Origin of the sequence: Parasphingorhabdus cellanae (assembly GCF_017498565.1) — a bacterium.
Lineage (GTDB): Bacteria > Pseudomonadota > Alphaproteobacteria > Sphingomonadales > Sphingomonadaceae > Parasphingorhabdus > Parasphingorhabdus cellanae.
The window spans coordinates 2,959,206-2,981,496 of the sequence record NZ_CP071794.1; the positions used below are offsets into that span (position 1 = coordinate 2,959,206).

Below are 22,291 nucleotides of genomic sequence, written 5' to 3' on the forward strand. Positions count from 1 at the left end.
CGCCCTTTTTAACCCTGACCTGCTTTTTGCCGCCTCATTCGCTGAACCATCAATGAATATCGGGGCAGGGATGACATGAGCCGCCTCGTGCATTAGATGATCTGCATGACAAATGATGACACGCAAAAATCCACTCCACGTTTCCTTGGTCAGGACAGCGCTCTGCCGACCTCGCCCGAAGACGCAATCCTGGATTATGTTCCGAACCCGCGGACTGGAGAGCTTTATCTAACGCGCTTTGCAGTGCCCGAATTTACCTCGCTTTGCCCAGTGACCGCGCAGCCAGATTTTGCCCATTTGGTAATCGACTACGCACCCGATAAGACCATCGTGGAATCCAAATCGTTAAAATTGTTTCTGGGGTCTTTCCGGAACCATGCCGCTTTCCACGAGGATTGTACTGTGGGGATCGCTCATCGTCTGTTCACCGAAATGAAGCCGAAATGGCTGCGCATCGGCGGTTACTGGTATCCGCGTGGTGGTATTCCGATCGATGTATTCTGGCAATCCGGCGAGCCGCCCAAGGGTTTGTGGATCCCCGATCAGGGCGTAGCCTCTTATCGGGGGCGCGGCTAATGGCGCATAAATTATACGCTGCACCACTATCGCTCTATTCCGGAAAGGCCCGAGCCTATCTTGATTGGAAGGATGTGGATTACGAAGAAGTGTTGTCTTCGGGAGAAGTTTACAAGGATATTATCGTTCCCAAAGTGGGTCGTCCTGTCATCCCGGTAATCGACACGGATGACGGCCACACTATTCAGGACACGACCTGTATTATCGATCATTTCGAGGCGGTCGTCCCCGGTCCTTCGGTTTATCCTGACACACCGAAGCAGCGGTTGGTGGCTTTGTTGCTCGAAACTTTTGGCGATGAATGGCTGGTTATCCCGGCTATGCATTATCGCTGGAATTATAATGAGGAGTGGGTTTACGGCGAGTTTGGTGCCACCGCAGCTCCTGATGCAACCAGCGAGGAACAGCTGGCTCTTGGCCGAGAGCGAGGTGCGAATTTCAAAGGGTTTTGTCCGATTTTGGGGATTAACCCGCATACTATTCCAGCCATTGAAGCGAGTTACGAAGCTCTATTGGCTGATCTTGATGTGCATTTTGCTGCCCATGATTATCTCTTGGGTTCGCGGCCTTCTATTGGCGACTATGGCTTGATTGGACCGCTTTATGCGCATCTTTATCGCGACCCGGCATCGGGCGAGATCATGAAGCGCTTGGCGCCGCGCGTTGCGACTTGGGTGGAACGCATGGTCAACGTGAAAACGCCTTTGTCCGGGGAGTTTCTGCCCGATGATGAGGTTCCGGAAAGCTTGTTTCCCGTTTTGAACCGAATGATGAGGGAGCAGATGCCGTTTCTTCAAACGACCGCTCATATGCTTGATGCTTGGGCCAAGGACAACGAGGGGGCTGAGATACCGCGTGCGTTGGGTATGGCGGACTTCACGGTTGAGGGCGTGACCGCCCAACGCATTGCGCCGCCGTTTAGTTTGTGGATGTTGCGGCGGGCGCTCGACTATTATGCGGGCTTGGCGGAAGCTCACAAAAGTGCCGTGGATAGCATGTTGTCATCTGTTGACGGCGCTGACGGTTTCCAACAGTTTCAGCACGGCCGCAGGCTGGTGTTTGAGAAGTTCAAGCTGGCGCTGGCTTAGTTTACATAGCTGTGCATCAATTACCTGAATCCGCAAACCATAAAGCCTCGCAGCGTTGAACATAGGGTGCGAAGTTGGCGTGTGACTTGGCTGCGTCCAGGAGCGGCCCCGGCAGTTTTTCAATGAGACTGTTGGCGATGATCGGATAGGCGACGGCGTCCAAGCTGCTGGGTTGATCGCCGAACATGAAGGCTTGCTTGCCCAATTGTGCTGATAGTGCTGCTAGATCAGCCGCGCCAAAGGCGTAGATGTCTTCCACCGTGTGACGCCCGAGACCTTGAGCCTGGAGACCCGTCTTAACCTGTTTTTGGGCAATAATCGGCACGAGATTGCGGATGACCGGCGGCATGCTTCCGAACCAGAAATTCCTGATGATTGGCCAGTTATGGTTGTCAATCCAGCGGCTATAGAGTGTCACCCAATAGAGCCGTTCTTCAATCATCCGGGCCATGGCGTGAGAGGTCGCCCGCTGTTCCGTCGTCAGACCGGCGTGAAAATCGACATCATATTTGCTTTCAAGATGCCTCTGGATCAACGCAGTATCGGCAATTTCAGTACCACCATCGATAAGGAACGGCAGTTTCCCCTTGGGTGCCTTGCGGGGATCGTCCATGATTTCCGACGCATATTCGACGCCAGCCATTTTCAGAAGAATCTCGCCCTTCATGCAAAAGGGGCTGGGATTTGGTACGCTAAAACCCGATTGAAACTGCATATATTTGATCGACACCTTATGTCTCCCCGCCATTTTTCCCGAGAGTGCTTTATCATAAAATATTGTGTCTATTCGCCACTATATTGCACCGATATGTCGCTTTTTTGCTTTTGCTCTATCAATCACGCACCGCTAACATTATTGTTAGCATCATGAGCAGCGTTCCCCACCACTATAATATTGCCATAGAGCCGGATGATATCGACTTCATGGGCCATGTGAACAATGCCAATTATCTGAAATGGGTGCAGGATGCTGTGGTGGCCCATTGGGAGAAAATTGCGCCATCAGAAGCGGTTGCTACCCATCTCTGGGTCGCGCTGAAACATGAAATAACCTACCGAAAACCAGCGTTTCTTGAGGATGATGTCATCGCCGAAGTGCTGCTGGAGAAAGTCCACGGCGCGCGCGCTTTTTACAGCACAATCATCCGCCGCGGCGAAGATGTGCTCGCCGAAGTACAATCAAGCTGGTGCTGTGTAGATGCAGACACCTTACGCCCGATGCGAATCGCCAAGGATATTGCGGCCAATTTCTTTGGTTCCAAGGAATAGCTTCATATTCCTGCGCAGGGGCACTGTTCCGCCAGTATTTAGCGCATCAACCCGCCGATCAGGTTCCGGACAAACCGGCCGGCAACCGGGCCAGCCAGTTCGGTCGCGATAGAGCCGACCGCCGAAGTTACGCCAGACCGCATCGGGTTAGCCCGCGATTTTTTTCCCAGCATAGTTGAAGCCGCCATCCCCGCAGCGGAGCCCATGGCAACTTTGGCGCCGCGACTAAAGGCTTTTTCCCACATGCTTTTGCTTTTGCGTGGTTGCTTGCGGACTTCCTCTTCGCCCTTTTCATCGACTTCCTTGGCGGTTTCGGTGGCGTCGATGACTTTTTGGGCCAATATTTCTTCGGCGCTCTCGCGGTCTATCTCTTCATCATATTTACCATCATAGGGTGAGATCGACTGCATGATCGCCCGTTCCTTGGCCGTCACCGGCCCCAGACGGGAGCGCGGCGGCTTGATCAAAGTGCGCTGGACGATGGATGGTGCGCCATCTTCCATCAAAGTGGATACCAAGGCCTCACCAACCCGCAGCTCGGTAATCGCTTCTTCGACGTCGAGATCAGGATTGATCCGGAAAGTGTCGGCGGCGGCCTTGATCGCTTTCTTGTCACGGGGGGTAAAGGCACGCAGGGCATGCTGGACACGGTTGCCCAGTTGTCCGGCGACATCCTCGGGAATATCAACCGGGTTTTGCGTTACAAAATAAACGCCAACGCCCTTGGACCGGATCAGGCGCACGACTTGCTCAATCTTGTCTTCGAGCGCCTTCGGTGCGTCTTCAAAAAGCAAATGCGCTTCGTCAAAGAAGAAAACCAGCTTCGGTTTATCCGGGTCGCCAACTTCGGGCAGCGTTTCGAACAATTCTGCGAGCAACCATAGCAGGAAAGTCGCGTAGAGTTTCGGGCTACGCATCAACTGATCCGCGGCGAGCACGTTGATATAGCCGCGCCCTTGGTCATCACATTTGATGAAATCATCGATTTCCAGCGCCGGTTCACCGAAAAACTGCCCTGCGCCCTGACTGTCGAGTTGCAGCAATTGACGCTGGATTGCACCAACACTGGCTTTACTGACATTGCCATATTTGGCGGACAGCTCTTTTGCATTTTCGGCAGTGTAAGCCAGCATGGATTGCAGATCATCAAGGTTGAGCAGCAACAAGCCTTCTTCATCGGCAAAGCGGAAGACGATGTTGAGTACGCCTTCCTGCGTGTCATTCAGGTCCATCAGGCGCGCTAGTAGCAACGGTCCCATTTCGGTGATGGTGGTGCGGATCGGATGGCCTTGCTTGCCATAAAGGTCCCAGAATATTGCCGGATTATCGGAATAGGCATAGTCGTCCATGCCGAGTTCCTTGGCCCGCTCTTCCAGCTTGTCAGCATGTTTGAAGGTCGACGAACCAGCCATGGCAATCCCTGCGAGATCACCTTTGACATCCGCGACAAACACCGGGACGCCATTGGCAGAGAAGCTCTCGGCCAAACCCTGTAACGTTACAGTTTTACCAGTGCCGGTTGCTCCAGCAATCAATCCATGGCGATTGGCACGTTTGAGGTTCAGGTTTTGACGTTCGTCTCCGCCTAATCCCAGGAAAATTTCTGTTGCACCGCTCATCACCCGAATCCCCTCAATCAATTATATTTGAAAGATATCCCTGACCCAGCAAAAAGGCCAGCGCGATGCGCTGGCCTTTGGGTAATGTTACAATTTTAAATTGGCTTATTCGTCGTTTAGCCGGACAGCAACAAATTGTGGATCACGGCCACCTTGTTTGACCTGCAGCAACACCGCTTCACGATCGGATCGTTTGGCAGCGCTAATTGCTCTATCTAAATCTGCAGATGTATTAATTGGACGGCGGTTGACGCTGATGATCACTGTCGTGCGTCTGATCCCTTTACGGGCCGCGTCACTATTGCGATCAACCGTCGATACGACGACGCCCTTTTGGGTTGATGGCACGCGGATTTGACGGGCTATGGCGGGGGTCAGGTCAACGACCGAAAGGCCTAAAGCCTCCGCGGTTGCTTCGGCACTTGCGCCATCTTCGTCCGTACCCATCGGATCCTCGGCATCAGGATCAAAGCTGTTGGCCGCTAATTCTTCTTCCGTTGGCCGTTCACCGAGTGTGGCACTGACTTTGATAGTTTTGCCGTCGCGCAGCAATTCGATTGGAACCTTTGTACCGACGGGCAGATTGGCAACCAGATAAGATAAAGTCTGATCTGGTGTAACGGCCCGGCCGTTGACTTTCACAATCACGTCGCCAGCCTGAATACCCGCCTTGGAAGCGCCTTCACCCGGCACAACGTTTTGGATAAATTCACCGCGGTTTTTCTCAAGACCAAGGGAATCAGCCAAGTCTTCGGTCAGAGGACTGATCTGTACGCCGAGATATCCTCGTTCGATCTTTTCGCCTTTGCGCAGCGTGTTAACAATCGGAACTGCAACCTCCGCTGGAATAGCAAAGCCGATGCCGACATTGCCGCCCGTGGGCGAGATAATCGCGTTGTTAATCCCGATCACGTTGCCGTTCAGGTCGAACATCGGTCCACCGCTATTGCCGCGGTTGATCGACGCATCGGTTTGCAGAAAACGGTCATAGGCACCGCCTTGACCAGTATTCCTATGGATCGCCGATAAAATGCCGGTTGTTACCGTGCCGCCAAGGCCAAAGGGATTGCCGATGGCAATGACCCAGTCGCCAACGCGGGCGCCTTGACTATCGCCAAATTCGACAAACGGCAGGTCCTCTTTTGCGTTGATTTTCAGCACGGCGATGTCCGATGCCGCATCGCGACCCACCAAAGTGGCTTCGTATTCGGTGCGATCCGGCATGATCACTGTGATCGTTTCAATTGTCGCGTTGCGATTGCCGGGAGCCACCACATGATTGTTGGTGACCACATAGCCATCAGCAGAAATGATAAAACCGGAACCCAGAGATTGCGCCTGGCGGGTTTGTCCGTTGCCGCCATTGTTACCGCGGCGGTTGCCAAACAGACCGTCAAACGGAGTGCCCGCGAATGGATTATTGTTAACCCGTACGCGCTGCGTTGTGGAGATGTTGACCACGGCTGGTTGCAATTGCTCGGTTAGGTCAGCAAAGCTCATCGGAGCGCCGGGGCGGGGGGCCGCGGCTCTCATTACCTGGCTATCATTTGCAGCAACTTGCGCACCAGCGGAGCCTACACCAGACAGAGTCGCGGCGCCTCCTGCCAAAAGCAAAGCTGCTGAAATTCCGTAAGCGTAACGCACAATAATATTCCTCTCAATTTACTAGCATCGACAATGTCTTTTCGATGCCAAATTCCGTCAAGTTACATAAATCATTGGCGCAGAATTTATGAACCGAATTTGAATGTTACCACAGTCGATCCCCAAGATCAGCCTTAAGATCGGTGTTTTTACCCAACTTCATAATATTTGGGTGTGACAAAACGCATTCGCAACCCAAAAATAGCTGATTTGTCGAAAAAAATCGCGCTTCGGTAGAAAAAACGACAAATGTAGTCAATACTGCGCAGCCCAAAGCAATTTGTGCTGATATTTCGACATTTTTTTTGCGATTATAACGTAAACTCACCATCGGTCTGGCATGGGTCTTTGTCGGTGAATTCGAGTGATTCATTGGCCAGTTGAGTGTCGAAAAATTCGTGGACAGAGGTAATTTTACCGTCACGAAACGCAAAGATATGGGCATAGCGCTGATCATAGCGTTTGCCATTACGCGCAACGCCTTCTGCTTCCATAATTGCGGTAATAGAATCATGCCCCTCGGTCATGATCTTCCAGTTTTTGGCGAACTGAAAACGCTCAAAATCAAGCGCTTCAAAGATCAACGGCAATATGGTTTTCAGGGCCGCAAAGCTGTTATAACGGCCAGAAATAATTGTGTTTCCGGACACATTATACACGACATCGGGATGATGCAGAGCTTCAAATGCGTCGACGTCTAATCGGGCTAGCGCCTCATAATAGGCGTTCACAATGGCTCTATTGGAACCCCGATCAGACGTCAAAGCGCGGATTACCGTCCGCGGAACTGCCGCAGATATTCATTGTCTGGCGACAGGACGAAGGATGAACTGGGATCGCCTTCATTGCCCTTGCGAAAGGTTGTTTCATAGCTTTTCATAGCGCGGTAAAAATCATAGAATTCCGCGTCTTTGCCAAAGCTTTCAGCATAGGTCCGGGCTGCACTCGCATCAGCTTCTGCGCGAATGATTTGTGCCTGTTTTGCGCCTTGGGCCTTGATCGTGCGGGCTTCCTGCTCGCGCGCTGTCCGCATCCGTTGGTAGGCACTGTCAAGTGGGGTGCCGTCGGGTAAATCCGCGCGCTTGATCCGCACATCGACAATTTCCGCACCATATTGACGAGCAACCCGGTTCAGTCCGGTCTTGATATTATCCATGACCTGACCACGCTCAGGGCTCAGCAGAGCCGCAAACGGCCGCTTACCCAGCTCGTTGCGAAGAGCCGAACCCAAGATCGGGCGAAGTTCGTCAGCAACACGTGCTTCGTTGCCAGCGGCAATGAACATGCGCAGAGGATCGGTAATCCGGAACCGCGCGAATGCATCGACCTGCAAACGCAATTGGTCGGTGGACAGAACCTGTTGCTGTTCCATTTCTACGTCGAGTATCCGTTTGTCGATCCACTCCACCTGTTCAATGAACGGGACTTTTGGAAGCAGACCAGCGCCGGTCTGACCAAATGGAACAGCATCCTGATAACGATTGATAATCCTTACTGGTTCACCAAAACGGACAACGACGCCCTGACGGGTTTCCGGCACGATGATCAGCGTATTGACGAGGACCAGGATCAAACCGAAAACAATAATCGCCAGAGCGACGGGATTCTTCATTGCGTTACCCATTATTTCGCCTCCACAACTTGCGGCGCCGTTGCTTGGGCCCGTTTCTTGATCTCAGGGAGCGGCAGATAGGGTGTTACGCCATCGGCCTCGATAATGGTCTTGTCCACTTGCGACAATACGCGCTCCATTGTTTCATAGTACATACGTTGACGGGTAACACGCGGGGCCAGGCGATATTCTTCATAGACCTTGTCAAAGGCCGCTGATTCACCTTGCGCTTGTGCCGTAAGCTGCTGTGCGTAAGCGCGTGCTTCGTTGAGATAGGTTTGTGCGGTTTGCTGCGCTGCCGACACTTCCTTAAACGCATCATTCACAGCCGCAGGCGGGTCGGCCTTCTTAATCGCGATACCGCGAATAACGACGCCGGCACCATAGCCATCAAGCAAGCCCTGCATATTCTGTTCGACCTGTTGTTCAATCTCCGTCCGTTCGGAGCCAATTGTATCATCAAGCGTAAAATTGGCCACCGCTGCACGCATTGCAGACTCGGCGACTTCTTTAATTGTTTCTTCTTGTTCGGCAATCTGGAACAGAAAGAGCTCGGGTGACTTGATATTCCAACGTACCGAGTAGGCGAGGTCGACGATATTCTGGTCACCGGTGAGGATCAATTTTTCCGATTCACCGGTTGGGATATCGATCGTTCGAATTTCTTCGACATCGAGCTTGGTGATTTGTTCAATTGGCGCGGGCAGGGAGAAATGCAGCCCCGGTTGCATGGTTCTGGAATAGGATCCAAATAATGTGACAACGCCGCGTTCTTGCGGACTGACACGATGGACCGATGTCAGGGCCACCCACAATATGATAAAACCGATGAGCAGTATCGGCCACCAGGGCCGGCCGCCGGGCCGCGTTGGTATGCCGCCTTTAAAACCGCCGCCGGTTCCTTTTTTGAAAAGCTCTTCCAGCGATGTCGCGCCGCCTTTACGGCCACCACCGCCTGATGATCCGCCCGAAGGATTGCCCCAAGGGTTGCGAGGACCGCCACCCTTGCCGTCATCTCCGCCGCCATTGCCCCAAGGGCTAGCCATGTTCAGTATAGAACCCAAGAACGATTTTTGGGCCGCTTGCCCGTCAATTTTTTTATCCATGTTTTCTTTATAGGTAGCGTGGGGTCAGAAAAACAGTGTCAATCCGATAAAAGTGCAACTATGCGAAGCAAATGACCGATATTTCTATGATTGAGGCGGCTCTTGAAGAAGTCGCAAGCGGAAGATTTAGCGCCGTTCGTCTTGATGAGGGCCGCGTTTCCCTCGTATTAAATGTTGGCGGGCTTGACGTCCGCGACCGCGGACAGATCGAGATCGCGGTAAAAGGTAAGCTGCGCGAACTTGACGGCATCGAAAAGGTGGATGTCGTTATGACAGCCGAAAAAGTCGAGCGCCGCTTGATCGCGGTGGGCAGCGGCAAGGGCGGCGTGGGTAAATCAACCTTGTCTACTAACTTGGCCATTGCGCTAAAAGCGTTGGGCCATAAAGTAGGGATGGTCGATGCCGATATTTACGGCCCCTCACAGCCACGCCTCCTGAATTGCGAAGGACGCAAACCCGAAGCTGAGGGTAAACAGCTTATTCCCGTGCCGAACGAATATGATATTCCCGTTCTGTCCATGGGCCATCTCGCCAAACCCGGTCAGGCGATCGCGTGGCGCGGGCCAATGGCAGGCAAGGCGCTGGAGCAACTGATTGATGCCCATTGGGGCGATACCGAATTGCTGATTGTCGATATGCCGCCAGGCACTGGCGATGTACAATTGTCGATGATGCAGAACCACAAGCCGGTTGGTGCGTTAATAGTATCAACCCCCCAAGATCTAGCGTTGATGGACGCAGTGCGCGCGGTTGATTTGTTTGAGCAGGCCCAAATTCCGATTATCGGTATGGTCGAAAATATGGCGGGCTATATCTGTCCGCATTGCGGCGAAGTCAGTGACCCCTTTGGCGCGGGCGGTGCCGAGGCAGCGGCCAAGACGATGGGCATGGCCTTCATGGGACGAGTTCCTCTCGATATCGAAATTCGCAAGTCCAGCGATGGCGGCACGCCGCCTGCTTATTCTGAAAGCCTTCAAGGAAAGGCATTCCATGATATTGCCAAACGGCTCGCGGCATGGTTGGATAATCAGTAAGTTTTAAACAGGGAAGGGAAAGACCGGCCATGCCTTTGGAAAATGATCAGGATCTCGCCCGTCTGTTGACCGATACAAAACGTATCGCTCTGGTTGGAGCATCCGCTAAACCGGAGCGTGCCAGCAACCGCATTCTTAAATTTCTATTAGATCAGGGCTATGATGTGGTGCCCGTCAATCCGGGACTGGCGGGGCAACAACTGCACGGCGCAGAAGTAGTGTCGGCCTTGGACAAGATCACAGGCCCAATTGATATGGTCGATATTTTCCGCAATTCAGAAGCGGCGGGAAGCGTTGTTGATGAAGCCATAGCGGTCGGCGCAAAATCAATATGGTTGCAGCTGAATGTGATCAACCGGCCAGCCGCAGCACGGGCAGAGGAAGCCGGGCTGGATGTCGTGATGGACCGCTGTCCGAAAATCGAAATTCCCCGGCTGGGTTTGATGAAGGGCGCCAATGCCGATTGAACCGGAAACAGAAGCCGAACGGGAAGAGGATGAGAAAACAGCAAGGCTTTTCACCCGCCGCAATTTCCTGATCGGAGGCAGTGCAGCGACCGGACTGGTGCTCGCTTGGGCGATATGGCCGCGCGCTTATGAACCGAATATCAGCGCCGCCGAGAATGAAGAGATATTCGGCGCTTATCTCAAAATTTCCAAAGAAGGCCAAGTCACAGTTGTGGTGCCCCAGAGCGAAATGGGCCAGGGCGTTTACACCATCCTACCGCAGATATTGGCAGATGAATTGGGCGCAGATTGGCGCACAATTGCGGTCGAACCTGCACCTATTAATCCGCTTTATGCGAACGGTTTTCTGGCGCAGCAATGGGCGGAAACATTGTTGCCACCGGGCGTTGGAAAATTAACCGAAGAGGAAATGGCCACGTGGATGGCCAAGAATGTTGCCACGCGAAACGACTTTATCGTGACCGCTGATTCCGCTTCAGTGCCTGCCTATGCATCAAGCTTTCGTGAAGCTGGTGCCGCGGCGCGGGTGCTGCTCAGCAAGGCTGCGGGTGCGAAATGGGATGTTGGCTGGGAATCTTGTATTGTCGAAAATGGCTTCGTCTCTAATGGCGAAAAGAAGCTGCGTTTCGGCGAATTGGTCGGCGATGCGCTGGAACAGGACTTGCCAGATCCTGTTCCGCTCCGCTCGAACCCGGTGAATAATCTGGTGGGACAAGATGTTCCGCGCCTTGATTTGCCGTCGAAGCTGGATGGCTCGGCCAATTTCGCTGGCGATATCCGTTTGCCGGATTTGGTATATGCATCGATCCGGCAGGGGCCGATTGGTGCGACCCGCTTGAAGTCGTTTAATCGGGAGGGTGCTGGCAAGATTATCGGTCTTGTCGAAGTGGTCGAACATGACCGGTGGATTGCGGCTGTTGCAACGAATTGGTGGGCGGCCAATCAAGCGCTCGATCAAATGAGTCCGATGTTTGAAACGACCGGTTTGCTGCCAGATAGTGACACGGTTGACCTGGCATTAGAAAATGCCCTGTCAGATGGCCCGGGCACTCGGTTCGCCAGTCGCGGTGAGACTAAGCCAGCATTTGATGAGTTCGAAAATTTTCAGGCGATTTACCAGGTTGAAGCCGCGCTGCATGCGCCGGTGGAAACCCGAACAGCAACCGCGGAATATCGCGACGGACGACTGGAATTATGGCTGGCGACCCAGGCACCTGCCGCCGCCGTGCAGGCCGCCGCCGAGGCAGCAGGGATCAACGCTGATAATGTAACGCTTTATCCGATGTTGGCTGGCGGATCTTTTGGCCGCAATCTTGACAGCAAAATTGCCTCTCAGGTCGCTTTCATAGCAAAGAAAATGGCACGACCGGTGCAACTGATTTGGTCGCGAGCGGAAGAGATGATGCATGATCATTATCGTCCACCTACCGCTGCGCGGCTCAATGCCGCAACCGACAAAGTGGGCCGCATACAAGCACTGCAAATTAAAGTTGCAGCGCCCGCTGCGGCAAGAGAGCAAAGCAAGCGTGTGGTGCAGGGCATGGACGAGATAGAGGCCATGCGCGCATCGATCGGTGAAGCGGATGCCAAGGCTGTTTCGGGCGCTGATGTGCAATATAATATAGCGAATTTCACACTGGACCACCATCCCGCCTATATGGGTGCACCAACGGGCAACTGGCGCAGCAATGCCGACAGCTATAATGCCTTTTTTGTAGAATCCTTTATTGACGAATTGGCAGCGAGAGCGAAAATTGAACCTTTATCCTATCGGATGCAATTAATGTCAGGACGGCCGCGTCTGGCGCGCTGTTTGACCGGCGTCGCGGCAATGGCGGGATGGGATGGCGGCCTTGACGGGAGCGGCCAGGGGCTCGCCTGCCATTCTATGCGCGGCGGTCATATCGCTGTCATAGTAAGCGCCAATCGCGGTGAAAGCGGGCTAAGAGTGCGGCGCATTTCCGCGACCGTGGATATTGGCCGGATCATTCATCCCGACATCGCCCGGCAACAGATTGAAGGCGGTATTGTTTTCGGCCTCTCCATGGCTTTGGGCAGCGCAACCCGCTTTCATAAAGGACTACCACTTGCCCGCCGAATGAGTGACTTGTCTTTACCAAGACTTGCGGAAATTCCGCCCATCCAGATTGAATTTATTCGCAGCGAAGAGGACCCTGTAGGGGTTGAGGAAATCGGCGTACCAGCAGTTGCGCCAGCAGTTGCGAACGCGCTATTTTCAGCAACTGGAACCCGGTTCCGCCAATTGCCGCTATTTGCCGAGGTTTCATGACTATGCAGACGCTTGAACATTTGCCTGACGGGCATCCGCCAGTGGCGACCGGAAAGGTTGGCCTATTGCTGGTCAATCTCGGCACCCCAGACGGGCCGGACAAGCAATCGGTCAAGCGCTATTTGAAAGAATTCCTCTCGGACAAGCGTGTCGTCGAGATACCCGACATATTCTGGCAGCCGATATTGCGCGGGGTCATATTGAACACTCGGCCGGCAAAATCAGCAGAAGCTTATAGTCTTGTCTGGACAGAGGACGGATCACCGCTTGCGTTATACACTCGGCGACAGGCAGAAGCGCTGGATGAGAAATATGGTGACACGGTCCATGTCGATTGGGCAATGCGCTACGGCAACCCTAGCATCGCCAGTCGTTTGCAGGCTTTGAAAGACGCAGGTTGTGACCGCATTTTGGTCGCGCCGCTTTATCCGCAATATAGCGGTGCGACGACGGCCAGTGTCCATGATGCGGTTTTTGACGCGGTCAAGGCGATGCGCTGGCATCCAGCGATCCGCACGCTGCCGCCTTATCACGACGATCCTGCCTATATCGCGGCGCTAAAATCCAGCGTCGAAGCCGGTTTGGCAGCGCTTGATTTTGAACCGGACGCGGTGATTGCCAGCTTCCACGGCATGCCGAAACGGACATTGGAATTGGGCGATCCCTATCATTGTCATTGCCAGAAAACCGCGCGGCTGTTGTCGGAAGCGATGGGGCGAGAGCTGACCATCGCGTTTCAATCGCGCTTTGGTCCGGCCAAATGGTTAGAGCCCGCGACGGACATGACACTTGAAGAACTCGCAAAGGACGGCAAGAAAAAGGTCGCGATTTTCGCACCGGGTTTCTCCAGCGATTGTTTGGAAACCTGCGAAGAGTTGGCGATCCGCGGCAAGGAAGATTTTGAAGAAGCTGGCGGCGAGCGATTTGCCTATATTCCTTGTCTTAACGATAGTGACATCGGTATCGACCTGCTCGACACATTGATGCGCCGGGAACTGGCCGGATGGGTTTAGGCGCGGATGATATTTTCCATCCGCCGGTAAAGCGCAGCATTACGATTGCGGGGCACCAGACATCAATCACGCTGGAACCTCTATTCTGGGAATTGTTGAGGGCTGCGTCTGAAAAACAGGGACTTCCGATCAACGCCCTGGTGGCGCAAATTGATGTTCAGCGGCTCGAAGCCGATGAGCCGCCGGGGCTGGCGACTGCAATCCGCTTGTGGCTGACCCATGATCTGCTTGGAAATTCCGCTCAAGCCGACTAAGGCAACGTCATGAATGCAACGCTTCTTGTTATGGCTGGCGGCGCGGTTGGTGCAGCCGCCCGTTATAATCTCGGGCGGCTGATCTTTCATTGGGGCGGGACGGGCCTTCCTTTTGGGACGTTGATCGCAAATTTGCTGGGCGGGTTGTTAATGGGCGTGTTGGCCGGAGTGCTGGCGCGCAGTGATTTTGTCGACGAGCCGTGGCGGTTGCTGCTCGGCGTCGGTTTGCTGGGCGGGTTTACGACCTTCTCCGCTTTTAGTTTGGAAGTTTTGAATATGATTGAGCGCGGAAATTGGGGCATAGCTTTGGGCTACGCATTGCTGTCCGTGGTCGGCTCGGTGCTCGCCCTATTTGCGGGCTTAATGGCGGTGAGGGCGATAGCATGAGCGGATTTGATCCGACGGATGATAGCGGCTCTGAAGAAGAGAAGCCGAAAGGCCAGGGCAAGCTCAAGGAACAGAAACAGGCGCTGAAAGTGCTCGATGTGCGTCAGTTTACCGTGTCGGCTGACGATGATGATATCCGGCTTGATCGCTGGTTCAAACGTCATATGGAAGATGTGCCGTTTAATGTTGTATCACGCTGGTCACGAACCGGGCAATTGCGGCTTGACGGCAAGCGCGTCAGCCCCGGCGACAGGATCGCAGCAGGGCAGGTCATTCGCGTACCGCCCGCCGAGATCGAACGCCCCGGCCGCGTCGCGAAACCGCGCACAGAGTTATCGCAGGACCAGATTGATTTTGCGCAAGAGCTGGTCATTCACAAAGACAAATCGGCCATAATAGTCAACAAACCACCGGGACTGGCGACGCAGGGCGGCAGTAAGACGACCACCCATTTGGATGGCTTGCTGGACGCGCTTACCTATGACGCGAAGGGAAGGCCCAAGCTGGTCCACCGGCTCGACAAAGATACCAGTGGTGCAATATTGCTGGCCCGGTCATCGGGCGCCGCATCCTTTTTCTCGAAACGCTTTTCTGGCCGCACCGCGCGCAAAGTTTATTGGGCGCTGGTTATGGGCGTGCCGGAAATTGCCGATGGCATGATCGACTTGCCATTGTCTAAACAGCCGGGTTCCGGCGGCGAAAAAATGCATGTCGATGAGGAAAACGGGCAGGCGGCAAAATCGCGCTACCGGATTATAGAACGGGCGGGCAATCGCGCTTGCTGGGTGGAATTGCAGCCGTTTACCGGCCGTACCCACCAGCTTCGCGTGCACATGGCCGCTATTGGCCATCCTATCGTTGGCGACGGAAAATATGGCGGTAAGGACGCGTTTCTCACCGGCTCCATCAGCCGGAAAATGCACCTGCATGCAAGGCGGCTGCGGATTGAACATCCCGACGGTCACAAGCTCGACGTTAAGGCTGAGCTCCCGCCTCATTTTGCCGAGACGGTCGAAAATCTGGGTCTCGACCTCAGCCTCGGAGATCTTCCGCTCGACGAGAAAAAACCTGGCGGCAAGATGGTCCGCAAACAGCAAGGCCGCGCCCATGCCAAACAAATTCGCAAGGACAAACGCGGCGAACGACGCGGGCGCGGGGAGAGCGATGGCAAGCCTGCGAAAGCAGGTAAACCAACCAAACGTGAGCGCCCCAATGCCGGCAAAGCCACCCATAAGAAAAACATGCCACATAGAGCCAAAGTCAAACAAAAGGGCCGTTAATGCATCCTGATCCCGCGTTTCGATGGCCCAAGTCGGGCAATGACCATAATGACGCTGATGAGCGGGCCGCGCTCGAAGCACTGATCGCCCAAATTGGCTTCGGCATGATTTTCGCGACGACGCCGGACGGTCCCCGTGTGGCACATGTTCCAGTGTTTTCAACCGGAGACGGCGCGCTGCAATTTCATCTGTCGCGCGGCAATGCGCTGACCAAATCTCTTCCTGGGATGACTGCGCTTTGTGTCATCAATGGCCCGGACGCCTATATCAGCCCCGACTGGTACGGGCTCGACGACCAGGTTCCGACTTGGAACTATCTTGCCTTAGAATTGGATGGGCCGGTCCGAGAGATGGAACGGGAAGGGCTGGTTGCGTTCATGGATGATCTGGCCGAACATAACGAAGCGAAGCTCGCGCCGAAAACACCTTGGCATCGCGATAAAATGGATGTGGGAAAATTTAACAAGATGGTGGATTCCATCGTCGGTTTCGAGATGGAAATCATGGCCTGGAGGCCGACAGTCAAATTCAGCCAGAACAAACCAGCCGTCGCCCGTGACAATGCGGCAGATGCTCTGGATGCGATAGGCCGCCGGGCTGTGGCCCATATGATGCGGGAGTTTAGCCCGAAATGAACAAGCTAGCCCTGTTTGATTGCGATGGCACGATGGTCGATAGTCAGGCCAATATCTGCGCCTCAATGGATCAGGCTTTTATCGCCCACGGCTTGACCCCGCCAGACCATCACCAGACCCGGAGGATTGTTGGCCTCAGCCTCCAGGAAGCCGTCAGGCAGCTCTTGCCCAATGAAGAAGAGCCATTGGTTACAGCTGTCACCCAGTCTTACCGCGACGGATTTTTCGAAATGCGCCAGCAAGGCGTGGTGCATGAACCGCTATATGATGGGCTTCTTGGGTTGATGGACCGACTCGAAAGCGATGGCTGGGTGCTTGGTGTGGCCACCGGTAAGTCGGATCGCGGGCTAAATCATGTTCTGGAACTCCACGGGCTGACGGACCGGTTTGTGACGCTTCAAACCGCCGACCGCCACCCGTCCAAACCCCATCCCGCCATGGTGCAACTGGCGATATCCGAAGCCGGTGCTGCTGCGGAAACGACAGCCATGATCGGCGACACGACTTTCGACATGGAAATGGGCGTTAATGCCAGCGTCCGACCAATTGGCGTTGATTGGGGCTATCATGACAGCGATGAATTACTCTCAGCGGGCGCGCATATCGTGGCCGCAACGATGGACGAATTATATGAGACGCTCAATCAATGACACAGCCGCCAGAAAAATCTGAAGATCCGATCTACATCGCTGATCCTGCAAAAGAAAAGCAGGCCAAGACGTTGCATTTCATGGTCAGCATCATTCGCCTTCTGGGGATTGCGATATTGATGCTGGGCATTGCAATTTCGCTCGGACGGCTTGGCGGTATTCCGGCAGCGGTTGGTTATGTTCTGGTCGTAATCGGCTTGGCGCAAACGTGGATTCTGCCGATCACTATGGTGCGGTCTTTCGTCAAGCGGCAGGTGGCGGAGGAAGCTGACAAAGAAGCGGCCGATGAAAAGATTTTATAAGCGGGCCGCAAGTGTCGTCGCTGAGAATGGTTTTTCTATACATCTCGACGGACGCCCGATTAAAACGCCAGCGCGAAATCCGCTCCATCTGCCGACCAAACAACTCGGCGAGGCTATAGCGTCGGAATGGGCGGCGCAGGGCGACGAGATTGATCCGGTCACCATGCCGCTCACTGCCTTGGCGCAGGGCGCGTTGGATCAGGTTGCCCATGAACGGGAGCGGGTTGTTCGCCGCATAGCCGCATTTTCTGATAGCGATATGCTCTACTATCGCGGCGATGATAGCCAGCAGGCCTTGGCCGACCATCAGGCCGAGAAGTGGGACCCGTTGCTTAATTGGGCGCGCGCCCGTTATGATGTCAGCTTCACTCTGACGCGCGGGATTATGCACCGGCCGCAATCTAAGCATACCATCGCCCGGCTGTCAGAAGTGGTCGAGGCACAGGATGATTTTACGCTTGCCGCCATGTTGTCTCTCGTCGGATTGGCCGGATCACTAATCGCCGTGCTGGCCTTGATTGAGGGCGAATATGATGCGGAAACATTGTGGCCGCTGATGAATCTCGAAGAACTCTGGCAGGAGCAGCAATGGGGGCGTGATGATCTGGCCGTCGCCAATCGCGGGATCAAGCAAGCTGAATTTTTTGCCGCCCAGCAATTTTTGACCCTCTGCCGTAGTTAGTTTTTCCCTTTTTGCACATTTTCCGCTACAGGCCTGTAACTGTAAACGGAGACTACATGACAACTTCTTCCCCACGCCAATCCTTGGCGCTATGCGACAGCCCGGCAGCGGCCGTCGCTCTTCTCGAAAAACTCTATCAAGAACAAATTGACCTGATCACCGCGCGTTTTGCCCGCTATGCCAAGGGCGACCTGTCCGATGGTGACCGCGAGCAGGGCGTCTATCCGATGATTTCGGTTGAGATCCCGGCCGATCAGGCCACAGAAACCAGCAATCTGGCATCGGGCCGGATTTCCGATATCAACTGTTACAGCACGACAATCAGCCAGCCGAAACTCTATCGGCGCTATCTGCTCGATCAGCTGGAGCGGATCAACCGCATCTTCACCGCGAAAATCCATGTGGGCCTGTCCAGCACGCCCATTCCGCTGGCTTTTGCGATTGAAAATGCCGCCGGCGGGTTGGAACGGGATCGCAAGGATGCGCTGCCCAATCATTTCCACACGCCCAATCTGATGAAAACCAACGACGAGATTGTCGATGGTGGCCAGATTTTCCAGGACCATGTCGACAGCGCGCTATCGCTGTTCACGGCTGAGCGAGTGGACTATTCCCTGCACCGTATCCGTCACTATTGCGCGACCGATCCGGACTATTTTCAACCCTTCATTCTGTTCACCAACTATCAGCGCTATGTCGATGAGTTTATCGAATTCGGTCTGGAAGAGGTGAAATCCGGTAAAGCGGAAATGCTGGTGGAGCCGGGCAACAGGGTCACCGGCGCGGATGGCAAGCCATCCTGTCCCCCATAGCCAAGCCGCCGCAAATGCCGGCCTATCACCTGGTTCGCAAGGATGGCAGCCCGGGTGTGACGCTGGTCAACATGGGCGTCGGCCCATCCAATGCGAAAACGATTACCGATCATCTCGCTGTGCTGCGACCGCATGTCTGGCTGATGATCGGTCATTGCGGCGCATTGCGGCGGACGCAGCGGTTGGGCGATTATGTTCTGGCCCATGCCTATTTGCGCGATGACAATGTTTTGGACGATGTCCTGCCGCCGAGCATCCCGCTGCCGACCATTGCCGAGGTGCAATTGGCGTTGACCAAGGCGGTGCAGGAGGAAACCGGCATTGATCAGTCCCAGCTCAAACAGCATTTGCGTACCGGTACGGTCGTCACCACCGGTGACCGCAACTGGGAGCTGCGTTTTGAGCAGATTGCCAAGCGTCTGAACCAGTCCCGCGCGATCGCCATCGACATGGAATCGGCGACGGTAGCGGCCAATGGTTACCGCTACCGTGTGCCGTACGGGACATTGCTCTGTGCGTCCGACAAGCCGCTGCACGGTGAGATTAAACTGCCCGGCATGGCTGATGCCTTTTATCAGGAACGGGTGGGGCAGCATCTGGCCATTGGCTTGCGGACGATTGATCTGCTGGCCAAGGAAGCGGATGCCGGTACTTTGCACAGCCGCAAGTTGCGGAGCTTTGGCGAGCCTTTGTTTCGGTAACGAATTTGGCCAACAGGCTGGAGAGATTTGATCGTCATGCTGAACTTGATTCAGCATCCAGAGTGTCTTGAAGTGACTTGCAATACTGGATCCTGAATCAGGTTCAGGATGACGGTCTATTGTGCATTCAGCCCTCCAAAATCCGGTTAAGTTTACAAAGTGCACAAACCCATAGGGGCTGCTTTTTCGCGCAATCAGACTCCAAAGTTCACACAAATCACAGCCTATCGCGTCTCAAGCTGGGCGTCACGAAGTTTACAAAGTTTACAGACCCTTTTTGGGCTGTCTCATCATGCAATAGAAATTCCAAAGTTCACACAAGTCTCACCCTCTTCATGGGCGCATGAGATTATTCATAACATTGTCAAAGAGCCTGCCCGCATCATGCCACAGCAGGTCACCTGTAGGACAGCAAAATTATCATAAGCTGTGTGCGATTGACCCAGATCAAAACTATTTTTGCGTTGGATCAATGCGGTGTCTTCTTGCTCAGCCTAACCACTATTGGGGACTAAGTAAGAAGGATTTTTCCAAATGCGTAAGACAGTGAAATTTTTGGCGCTGGCAGCGGTATCGGGCATGGCTATCAGCTCTGTACCGGCCTTTGCCGAGCAGGGTGACATATTGGTTCGCGTAAGGGCGATTAACGTGATGCCGAGCGAGGAAAGCGGATCAATCCTGCCTGCCTTTCCCGGTGAGCAGGTGAGCGTGGATAACAGCCCCGCACCGGAAGTTGATATTACCTATATGGCGACCGACAATATCGGGTTCGAGCTGATCGCCGCGACCACCAAGCATAGCGCCAGCGGTGTATCTGGCACAACCGGCGGCATTGGGCGTCTGGCATCGACCTGGGTGTTGCCACCAACCCTGACGGCGCAATATCATTTTGCGCCCGACGCGGCGATCCGCCCCTATATCGGGGCCGGCGTCAACTATACAATTTTCTATAATGAAAACGCCTCGGATGCTCTGGAAGCCGCCGTCGGTGAAACGGATGTGAGCCTGAAAAGCAGTTTTGGTTATGCACTGCAGGCCGGTTTCGATATTCCGATTAACGACCGGATTTTCCTGAACCTTGATGTCAAATATCTTGATGTCGATACCACCGCAACGCTGCGCACGACAGCTGCGGGAACGCAGCGGGTTCGTATCAACCTTGATCCCGTTGTGGTCGGTGTCGGTCTGGGCATAAAGCTATAGCGATGAACTAGCGTTATAGTTTCGGGAGGGAGATCACGCGAAGGCACATGCCGCCGGGGAGGGACAACTTGGCAGCATGGTGTCTTTGCGTGATCTTTTTTTTCAAGCCATGCTGAACGGAATTCTTTGTCAAAATCGGCCGTAATCCCAGCAAAAGCTGGAATCTGCTGAGCCAGCCATCTACACGCAGGAAATGCGAAAAGGCGGCTATGTCTACATCATGACCAATCAGGCGCGCCGCCCGGTTTACATCGGTGTGACTGTTAATGTCGCTGAGCGCGTGTATCAACACCGTCAGGGTAAAGGTTCTGCTTATTGCAAGCGCTATAATCTGACGCGCCTGGTCCACATCGAAGAATATCCAACAATGATAGAAGCCATTACGCGTGAAAAAGCGATGAAGGCTTGGAAACGACCTTGGAAGGACACGAGTTGATCGCGACGCATAATGCGGACTGGCTGGACTTGTGGGATACATTGAACGGGTAATTGTGCCGGTCTTGAGGAGATCCCAGCTTTCGCTGGGATGACGAAAAGGCCCACAGTTAAATTACATCGTCATCCCAGCGAATAAATTACATCGTCATCCCAGCGAAAGCTGGGATCTCCTTTTGTCCGCCGCCACCTGGAATGAACTACCCCCCGACACCCAGCGCCATGCCGGCTTCCCTGATCCGCTTCGCCTCAGCACCATCATTCTTGAAAGCGGCCAATCCGTCGGCCAGCGCCTTTCTTGCCTTGGCGGTCTGGCCCAGTTGCTGGCGGCTGCGCATCAGCATGATCCAGCCATTGGCATCATTGGGGTTGGATTGAAGCCGCTCTTCAAGCCCATCAACCATATTGGCGATCATCGCCTCCTGCTGACCGGCGGGCAGGGCTGCGGCTTCCTGCATTTGCTGTCGGCTGGGGCCGGGGATGGCGGCGGTGGCGACTTGCGGACCGTCGGTAGAGATGCCGCCCGTGGGCGCTGCAGGCGTTATCTTGGCGAGCCGCGCTGCCACGTCGATATTTTCTTTCTCGGCAACCTGTCCGATCACCCGGCGGATGTCCGCGGCATAAGGCGCATCAGCGGGCGTATCTTCAAGCAATGCGAACCAGTCATTGATCGCGCCCCGATGATCGCCGGAAATATCCTTTTGGACCGCCAGGAAATAGCGTGCGCGAGGGTCGCTCTTATCGATGGCCAGCGCCTTTCTAAACGCGTCAGCCGCATCGCCGGGCACTTGCTGACCGTCACTGGACATCACCAGCGCTTCGCCGAGCATGGACCAATATTCGGGATTATCGGGATCAAGCGTCGTTGCACGTTTCATCGCGGTGGCGGATTCGGCAAATTTCTGCGTCTCGAAATAGCTCCAGCCCAGCATGCGCCAGCTTTCGGCATCTTCCGGGTCATCCTGAAGCTTTTTTTCAAGACCGGCGATGACTTCATCGACACTCGGGGCGGCTTCGGTTTCACCGGCCGCCACTTCGGTGCCTGCGCTGCTGTCGGATCCTTCCGCATCCATACCGCGATAAACCTGCACACCGACAGCGCCAATTGCCAGAACAGCAGCCGATATCAGCGCTATACGGCTGATATTATTGCCCGATTTCTTAGTAGATGGCGCTGTCTCTTCTGGCTCGCTCATGGTTATAACTCGTTTCTTAATGGGTGCGACCCCGTT

At 54.4% G+C, this 22,291-nt stretch carries 25 protein-coding genes; 18 read left to right on the forward strand and 7 right to left on the reverse strand.

The features are described from left to right. The first annotated feature begins 105 nt into the window (after positions 1-105). Positions 106-576: a preQ(1) synthase gene (queF, locus tag J4G78_RS14240; protein ID WP_207987182.1), complete on the forward strand. Its 471-nt coding sequence runs from the start codon at positions 106-108 to the stop codon at positions 574-576. Then, positions 576-1,664 carry a glutathione S-transferase family protein gene (locus tag J4G78_RS14245; protein ID WP_207987183.1) on the forward strand — a complete coding sequence of 363 codons (1,089 nt, stop codon included), beginning with the start codon at positions 576-578 and terminating at the stop codon, positions 1,662-1,664. The genes queF and J4G78_RS14245 overlap by 1 nt, the downstream gene beginning before the upstream one ends. Positions 1,665-1,680: 16 nt before the next feature. Here J4G78_RS14245 and J4G78_RS14250 read toward each other — a convergent pair whose 3' ends face one another. Next, positions 1,681-2,394, reverse strand: coding sequence for a glutathione S-transferase family protein (locus J4G78_RS14250; protein WP_207987184.1), 714 nt, complete (start codon positions 2,392-2,394; stop codon positions 1,681-1,683). 137 nt (positions 2,395-2,531) lie between these two features. Here J4G78_RS14250 and J4G78_RS14255 point away from each other — a divergent pair, with 137 nt between their 5' ends. Next, complete coding sequence (locus J4G78_RS14255; RefSeq protein WP_207987185.1) at positions 2,532-2,933, forward strand: acyl-CoA thioesterase; 402 nt, start codon at positions 2,532-2,534, stop codon at positions 2,931-2,933. Between the two features lie 38 nt (positions 2,934-2,971). Here J4G78_RS14255 and J4G78_RS14260 read toward each other — a convergent pair whose 3' ends face one another. The 5 genes from J4G78_RS14260 to hflK all read right to left on the reverse strand — a co-directional run bounded on the left by J4G78_RS14260 (position 2,972) and on the right by hflK (position 8,854). Beyond that, entirely contained in the window at positions 2,972-4,552 is a 1,581-nt protein-coding gene (locus J4G78_RS14260) for a helicase HerA-like domain-containing protein (RefSeq protein WP_207987186.1), read from the reverse strand. A gap of 105 nt (positions 4,553-4,657) precedes the next feature. Next, positions 4,658-6,196 (reverse strand): Do family serine endopeptidase, encoded by a 1,539-nt coding sequence (locus J4G78_RS14265; RefSeq protein WP_207987187.1) that lies wholly within the window; start codon positions 6,194-6,196, stop codon positions 4,658-4,660. A 311-nt stretch (positions 6,197-6,507) separates the two neighbouring features. Next, positions 6,508-6,927 (reverse strand): nuclear transport factor 2 family protein, encoded by a 420-nt coding sequence (locus tag J4G78_RS14270; RefSeq protein WP_207987188.1) that lies wholly within the window; start codon positions 6,925-6,927, stop codon positions 6,508-6,510. A gap of 41 nt (positions 6,928-6,968) precedes the next feature. Next, positions 6,969-7,820 carry a protease modulator HflC gene (gene hflC, locus J4G78_RS14275; protein WP_207987189.1) on the reverse strand — a complete coding sequence of 284 codons (852 nt, stop codon included), beginning with the start codon at positions 7,818-7,820 and terminating at the stop codon, positions 6,969-6,971. Next, positions 7,820-8,854 carry an FtsH protease activity modulator HflK gene (gene hflK, locus J4G78_RS14280; protein ID WP_207990746.1) on the reverse strand — a complete coding sequence of 345 codons (1,035 nt, stop codon included), beginning with the start codon at positions 8,852-8,854 and terminating at the stop codon, positions 7,820-7,822. Before hflK ends, hflC begins: the two co-directional genes overlap by 1 nt. 131 nt (positions 8,855-8,985) lie before the next feature. On the opposite strand from hflK, the gene J4G78_RS14285 reads away from it, so the two are divergent. The 15 genes from J4G78_RS14285 to J4G78_RS14355 all read left to right on the forward strand — a co-directional run bounded on the left by J4G78_RS14285 (position 8,986) and on the right by J4G78_RS14355 (position 21,060). Next, positions 8,986-9,948 (forward strand): Mrp/NBP35 family ATP-binding protein, encoded by a 963-nt coding sequence (locus J4G78_RS14285; RefSeq protein WP_207987190.1) that lies wholly within the window; start codon positions 8,986-8,988, stop codon positions 9,946-9,948. A gap of 29 nt (positions 9,949-9,977) precedes the next feature. Then, positions 9,978-10,415 (forward strand): CoA-binding protein, encoded by a 438-nt coding sequence (locus J4G78_RS14290; protein WP_207987191.1) that lies wholly within the window; start codon positions 9,978-9,980, stop codon positions 10,413-10,415. Next, entirely contained in the window at positions 10,405-12,705 is a 2,301-nt protein-coding gene (locus J4G78_RS14295; protein ID WP_207987192.1) for a xanthine dehydrogenase family protein molybdopterin-binding subunit, read from the forward strand. The genes J4G78_RS14290 and J4G78_RS14295 overlap by 11 nt, the downstream gene beginning before the upstream one ends. Continuing rightward, positions 12,702-13,718 carry a ferrochelatase gene (hemH, locus tag J4G78_RS14300; RefSeq protein WP_375140341.1) on the forward strand — a complete coding sequence of 339 codons (1,017 nt, stop codon included), beginning with the start codon at positions 12,702-12,704 and terminating at the stop codon, positions 13,716-13,718. Before J4G78_RS14295 ends, hemH begins: the two co-directional genes overlap by 4 nt. After that, on the forward strand, positions 13,709-13,972 hold the full coding sequence (locus J4G78_RS14305) for a ribbon-helix-helix domain-containing protein (protein ID WP_207987193.1): 264 nt from the start codon (positions 13,709-13,711) through the stop codon (positions 13,970-13,972). The genes hemH and J4G78_RS14305 overlap by 10 nt, the downstream gene beginning before the upstream one ends. 9 nt (positions 13,973-13,981) lie before the next feature. Then, complete coding sequence (gene crcB, locus J4G78_RS14310; protein WP_207987194.1) at positions 13,982-14,359, forward strand: fluoride efflux transporter CrcB; 378 nt, start codon at positions 13,982-13,984, stop codon at positions 14,357-14,359. Next, a complete protein-coding gene (locus J4G78_RS14315) occupies positions 14,356-15,639 on the forward strand; it encodes an RluA family pseudouridine synthase (RefSeq protein WP_207987195.1) in 1,284 nt (427 codons plus the stop codon). Before crcB ends, J4G78_RS14315 begins: the two co-directional genes overlap by 4 nt. Beyond that, positions 15,639-16,274, forward strand: a complete 636-nt coding sequence (locus J4G78_RS14320; protein ID WP_207987196.1) for an FMN-binding negative transcriptional regulator — start codon at positions 15,639-15,641, stop codon at positions 16,272-16,274. Before J4G78_RS14315 ends, J4G78_RS14320 begins: the two co-directional genes overlap by 1 nt. Continuing rightward, entirely contained in the window at positions 16,271-16,924 is a 654-nt protein-coding gene (locus J4G78_RS14325; protein WP_207987197.1) for an HAD-IA family hydrolase, read from the forward strand. Before J4G78_RS14320 ends, J4G78_RS14325 begins: the two co-directional genes overlap by 4 nt. Then, positions 16,921-17,226 (forward strand): hypothetical protein, encoded by a 306-nt coding sequence (locus J4G78_RS14330; protein WP_207987198.1) that lies wholly within the window; start codon positions 16,921-16,923, stop codon positions 17,224-17,226. The genes J4G78_RS14325 and J4G78_RS14330 overlap by 4 nt, the downstream gene beginning before the upstream one ends. After that, entirely contained in the window at positions 17,210-17,908 is a 699-nt protein-coding gene (locus tag J4G78_RS14335; RefSeq protein ID WP_207987199.1) for an ATP12 family chaperone protein, read from the forward strand. Before J4G78_RS14330 ends, J4G78_RS14335 begins: the two co-directional genes overlap by 17 nt. 56 nt (positions 17,909-17,964) lie before the next feature. After that, a complete protein-coding gene (locus J4G78_RS14340) occupies positions 17,965-18,720 on the forward strand; it encodes an AMP nucleosidase family protein (protein WP_207987200.1) in 756 nt (251 codons plus the stop codon). 14 nt (positions 18,721-18,734) lie between these two features. Continuing rightward, positions 18,735-19,421 carry an AMP nucleosidase gene (locus J4G78_RS14345; protein WP_207987201.1) on the forward strand — a complete coding sequence of 229 codons (687 nt, stop codon included), beginning with the start codon at positions 18,735-18,737 and terminating at the stop codon, positions 19,419-19,421. 579 nt (positions 19,422-20,000) lie between these two features. Continuing rightward, positions 20,001-20,624, forward strand: a complete 624-nt coding sequence (locus J4G78_RS14350) for an OmpW/AlkL family protein (protein WP_375140372.1) — start codon at positions 20,001-20,003, stop codon at positions 20,622-20,624. 220 nt (positions 20,625-20,844) lie between these two features. Continuing rightward, positions 20,845-21,060, forward strand: coding sequence for a GIY-YIG nuclease family protein (locus J4G78_RS14355; RefSeq protein WP_310737220.1), 216 nt, complete (start codon positions 20,845-20,847; stop codon positions 21,058-21,060). 199 nt (positions 21,061-21,259) lie between these two features. Here the strand turns inward: J4G78_RS14355 and J4G78_RS14360 are convergent, their stop codons facing one another. Then, complete coding sequence (locus J4G78_RS14360; RefSeq protein ID WP_207987203.1) at positions 21,260-22,255, reverse strand: tetratricopeptide repeat protein; 996 nt, start codon at positions 22,253-22,255, stop codon at positions 21,260-21,262. Between the last annotated feature and the right edge of the window lie 36 nt (positions 22,256-22,291).

What these genes read in the sequence shown, in the direction of transcription:
- J4G78_RS14305 (WP_207987193.1), top strand. Translation starts at nt 13,709, where the DNA reads ATGGGTTTAGGCGCGGATGATATTTTCCATCCGCCGGTAAAGCGCAGC.
- J4G78_RS14255 (WP_207987185.1), top strand. Translation starts at nt 2,532, where the DNA reads ATGAGCAGCGTTCCCCACCACTATAATATTGCCATAGAGCCGGATGAT.
- J4G78_RS14350 (WP_375140372.1), top strand. Translation starts at nt 20,001, where the DNA reads ATGGCTATCAGCTCTGTACCGGCCTTTGCCGAGCAGGGTGACATATTG.
- J4G78_RS14355 (WP_310737220.1), top strand. Translation starts at nt 20,845, where the DNA reads ATGACCAATCAGGCGCGCCGCCCGGTTTACATCGGTGTGACTGTTAAT.
- hflC (WP_207987189.1), bottom strand. Translation starts at nt 7,820, where the DNA reads ATGGGTAACGCAATGAAGAATCCCGTCGCTCTGGCGATTATTGTTTTC.
- J4G78_RS14285 (WP_207987190.1), top strand. Translation starts at nt 8,986, where the DNA reads ATGACCGATATTTCTATGATTGAGGCGGCTCTTGAAGAAGTCGCAAGC.
- hflK (WP_207990746.1), bottom strand. Translation starts at nt 8,854, where the DNA reads ATGGCTAGCCCTTGGGGCAATGGCGGCGGAGATGACGGCAAGGGTGGC.
- J4G78_RS14325 (WP_207987197.1), top strand. Translation starts at nt 16,271, where the DNA reads ATGAACAAGCTAGCCCTGTTTGATTGCGATGGCACGATGGTCGATAGT.
- J4G78_RS14330 (WP_207987198.1), top strand. Translation starts at nt 16,921, where the DNA reads ATGACACAGCCGCCAGAAAAATCTGAAGATCCGATCTACATCGCTGAT.
- J4G78_RS14290 (WP_207987191.1), top strand. Translation starts at nt 9,978, where the DNA reads ATGCCTTTGGAAAATGATCAGGATCTCGCCCGTCTGTTGACCGATACA.
- crcB (WP_207987194.1), top strand. Translation starts at nt 13,982, where the DNA reads ATGAATGCAACGCTTCTTGTTATGGCTGGCGGCGCGGTTGGTGCAGCC.
- J4G78_RS14320 (WP_207987196.1), top strand. Translation starts at nt 15,639, where the DNA reads ATGCATCCTGATCCCGCGTTTCGATGGCCCAAGTCGGGCAATGACCAT.
- J4G78_RS14295 (WP_207987192.1), top strand. Translation starts at nt 10,405, where the DNA reads ATGCCGATTGAACCGGAAACAGAAGCCGAACGGGAAGAGGATGAGAAA.
- queF (WP_207987182.1), top strand. Translation starts at nt 106, where the DNA reads ATGACAAATGATGACACGCAAAAATCCACTCCACGTTTCCTTGGTCAG.
- hemH (WP_375140341.1), top strand. Translation starts at nt 12,702, where the DNA reads ATGACTATGCAGACGCTTGAACATTTGCCTGACGGGCATCCGCCAGTG.
- J4G78_RS14260 (WP_207987186.1), bottom strand. Translation starts at nt 4,552, where the DNA reads ATGAGCGGTGCAACAGAAATTTTCCTGGGATTAGGCGGAGACGAACGT.
- J4G78_RS14360 (WP_207987203.1), bottom strand. Translation starts at nt 22,255, where the DNA reads ATGAGCGAGCCAGAAGAGACAGCGCCATCTACTAAGAAATCGGGCAAT.
- J4G78_RS14315 (WP_207987195.1), top strand. Translation starts at nt 14,356, where the DNA reads ATGAGCGGATTTGATCCGACGGATGATAGCGGCTCTGAAGAAGAGAAG.
- J4G78_RS14345 (WP_207987201.1), top strand. Translation starts at nt 18,735, where the DNA reads ATGCCGGCCTATCACCTGGTTCGCAAGGATGGCAGCCCGGGTGTGACG.
- J4G78_RS14340 (WP_207987200.1), top strand. Translation starts at nt 17,965, where the DNA reads ATGACAACTTCTTCCCCACGCCAATCCTTGGCGCTATGCGACAGCCCG.
- J4G78_RS14245 (WP_207987183.1), top strand. Translation starts at nt 576, where the DNA reads ATGGCGCATAAATTATACGCTGCACCACTATCGCTCTATTCCGGAAAG.
- J4G78_RS14335 (WP_207987199.1), top strand. Translation starts at nt 17,210, where the DNA reads ATGAAAAGATTTTATAAGCGGGCCGCAAGTGTCGTCGCTGAGAATGGT.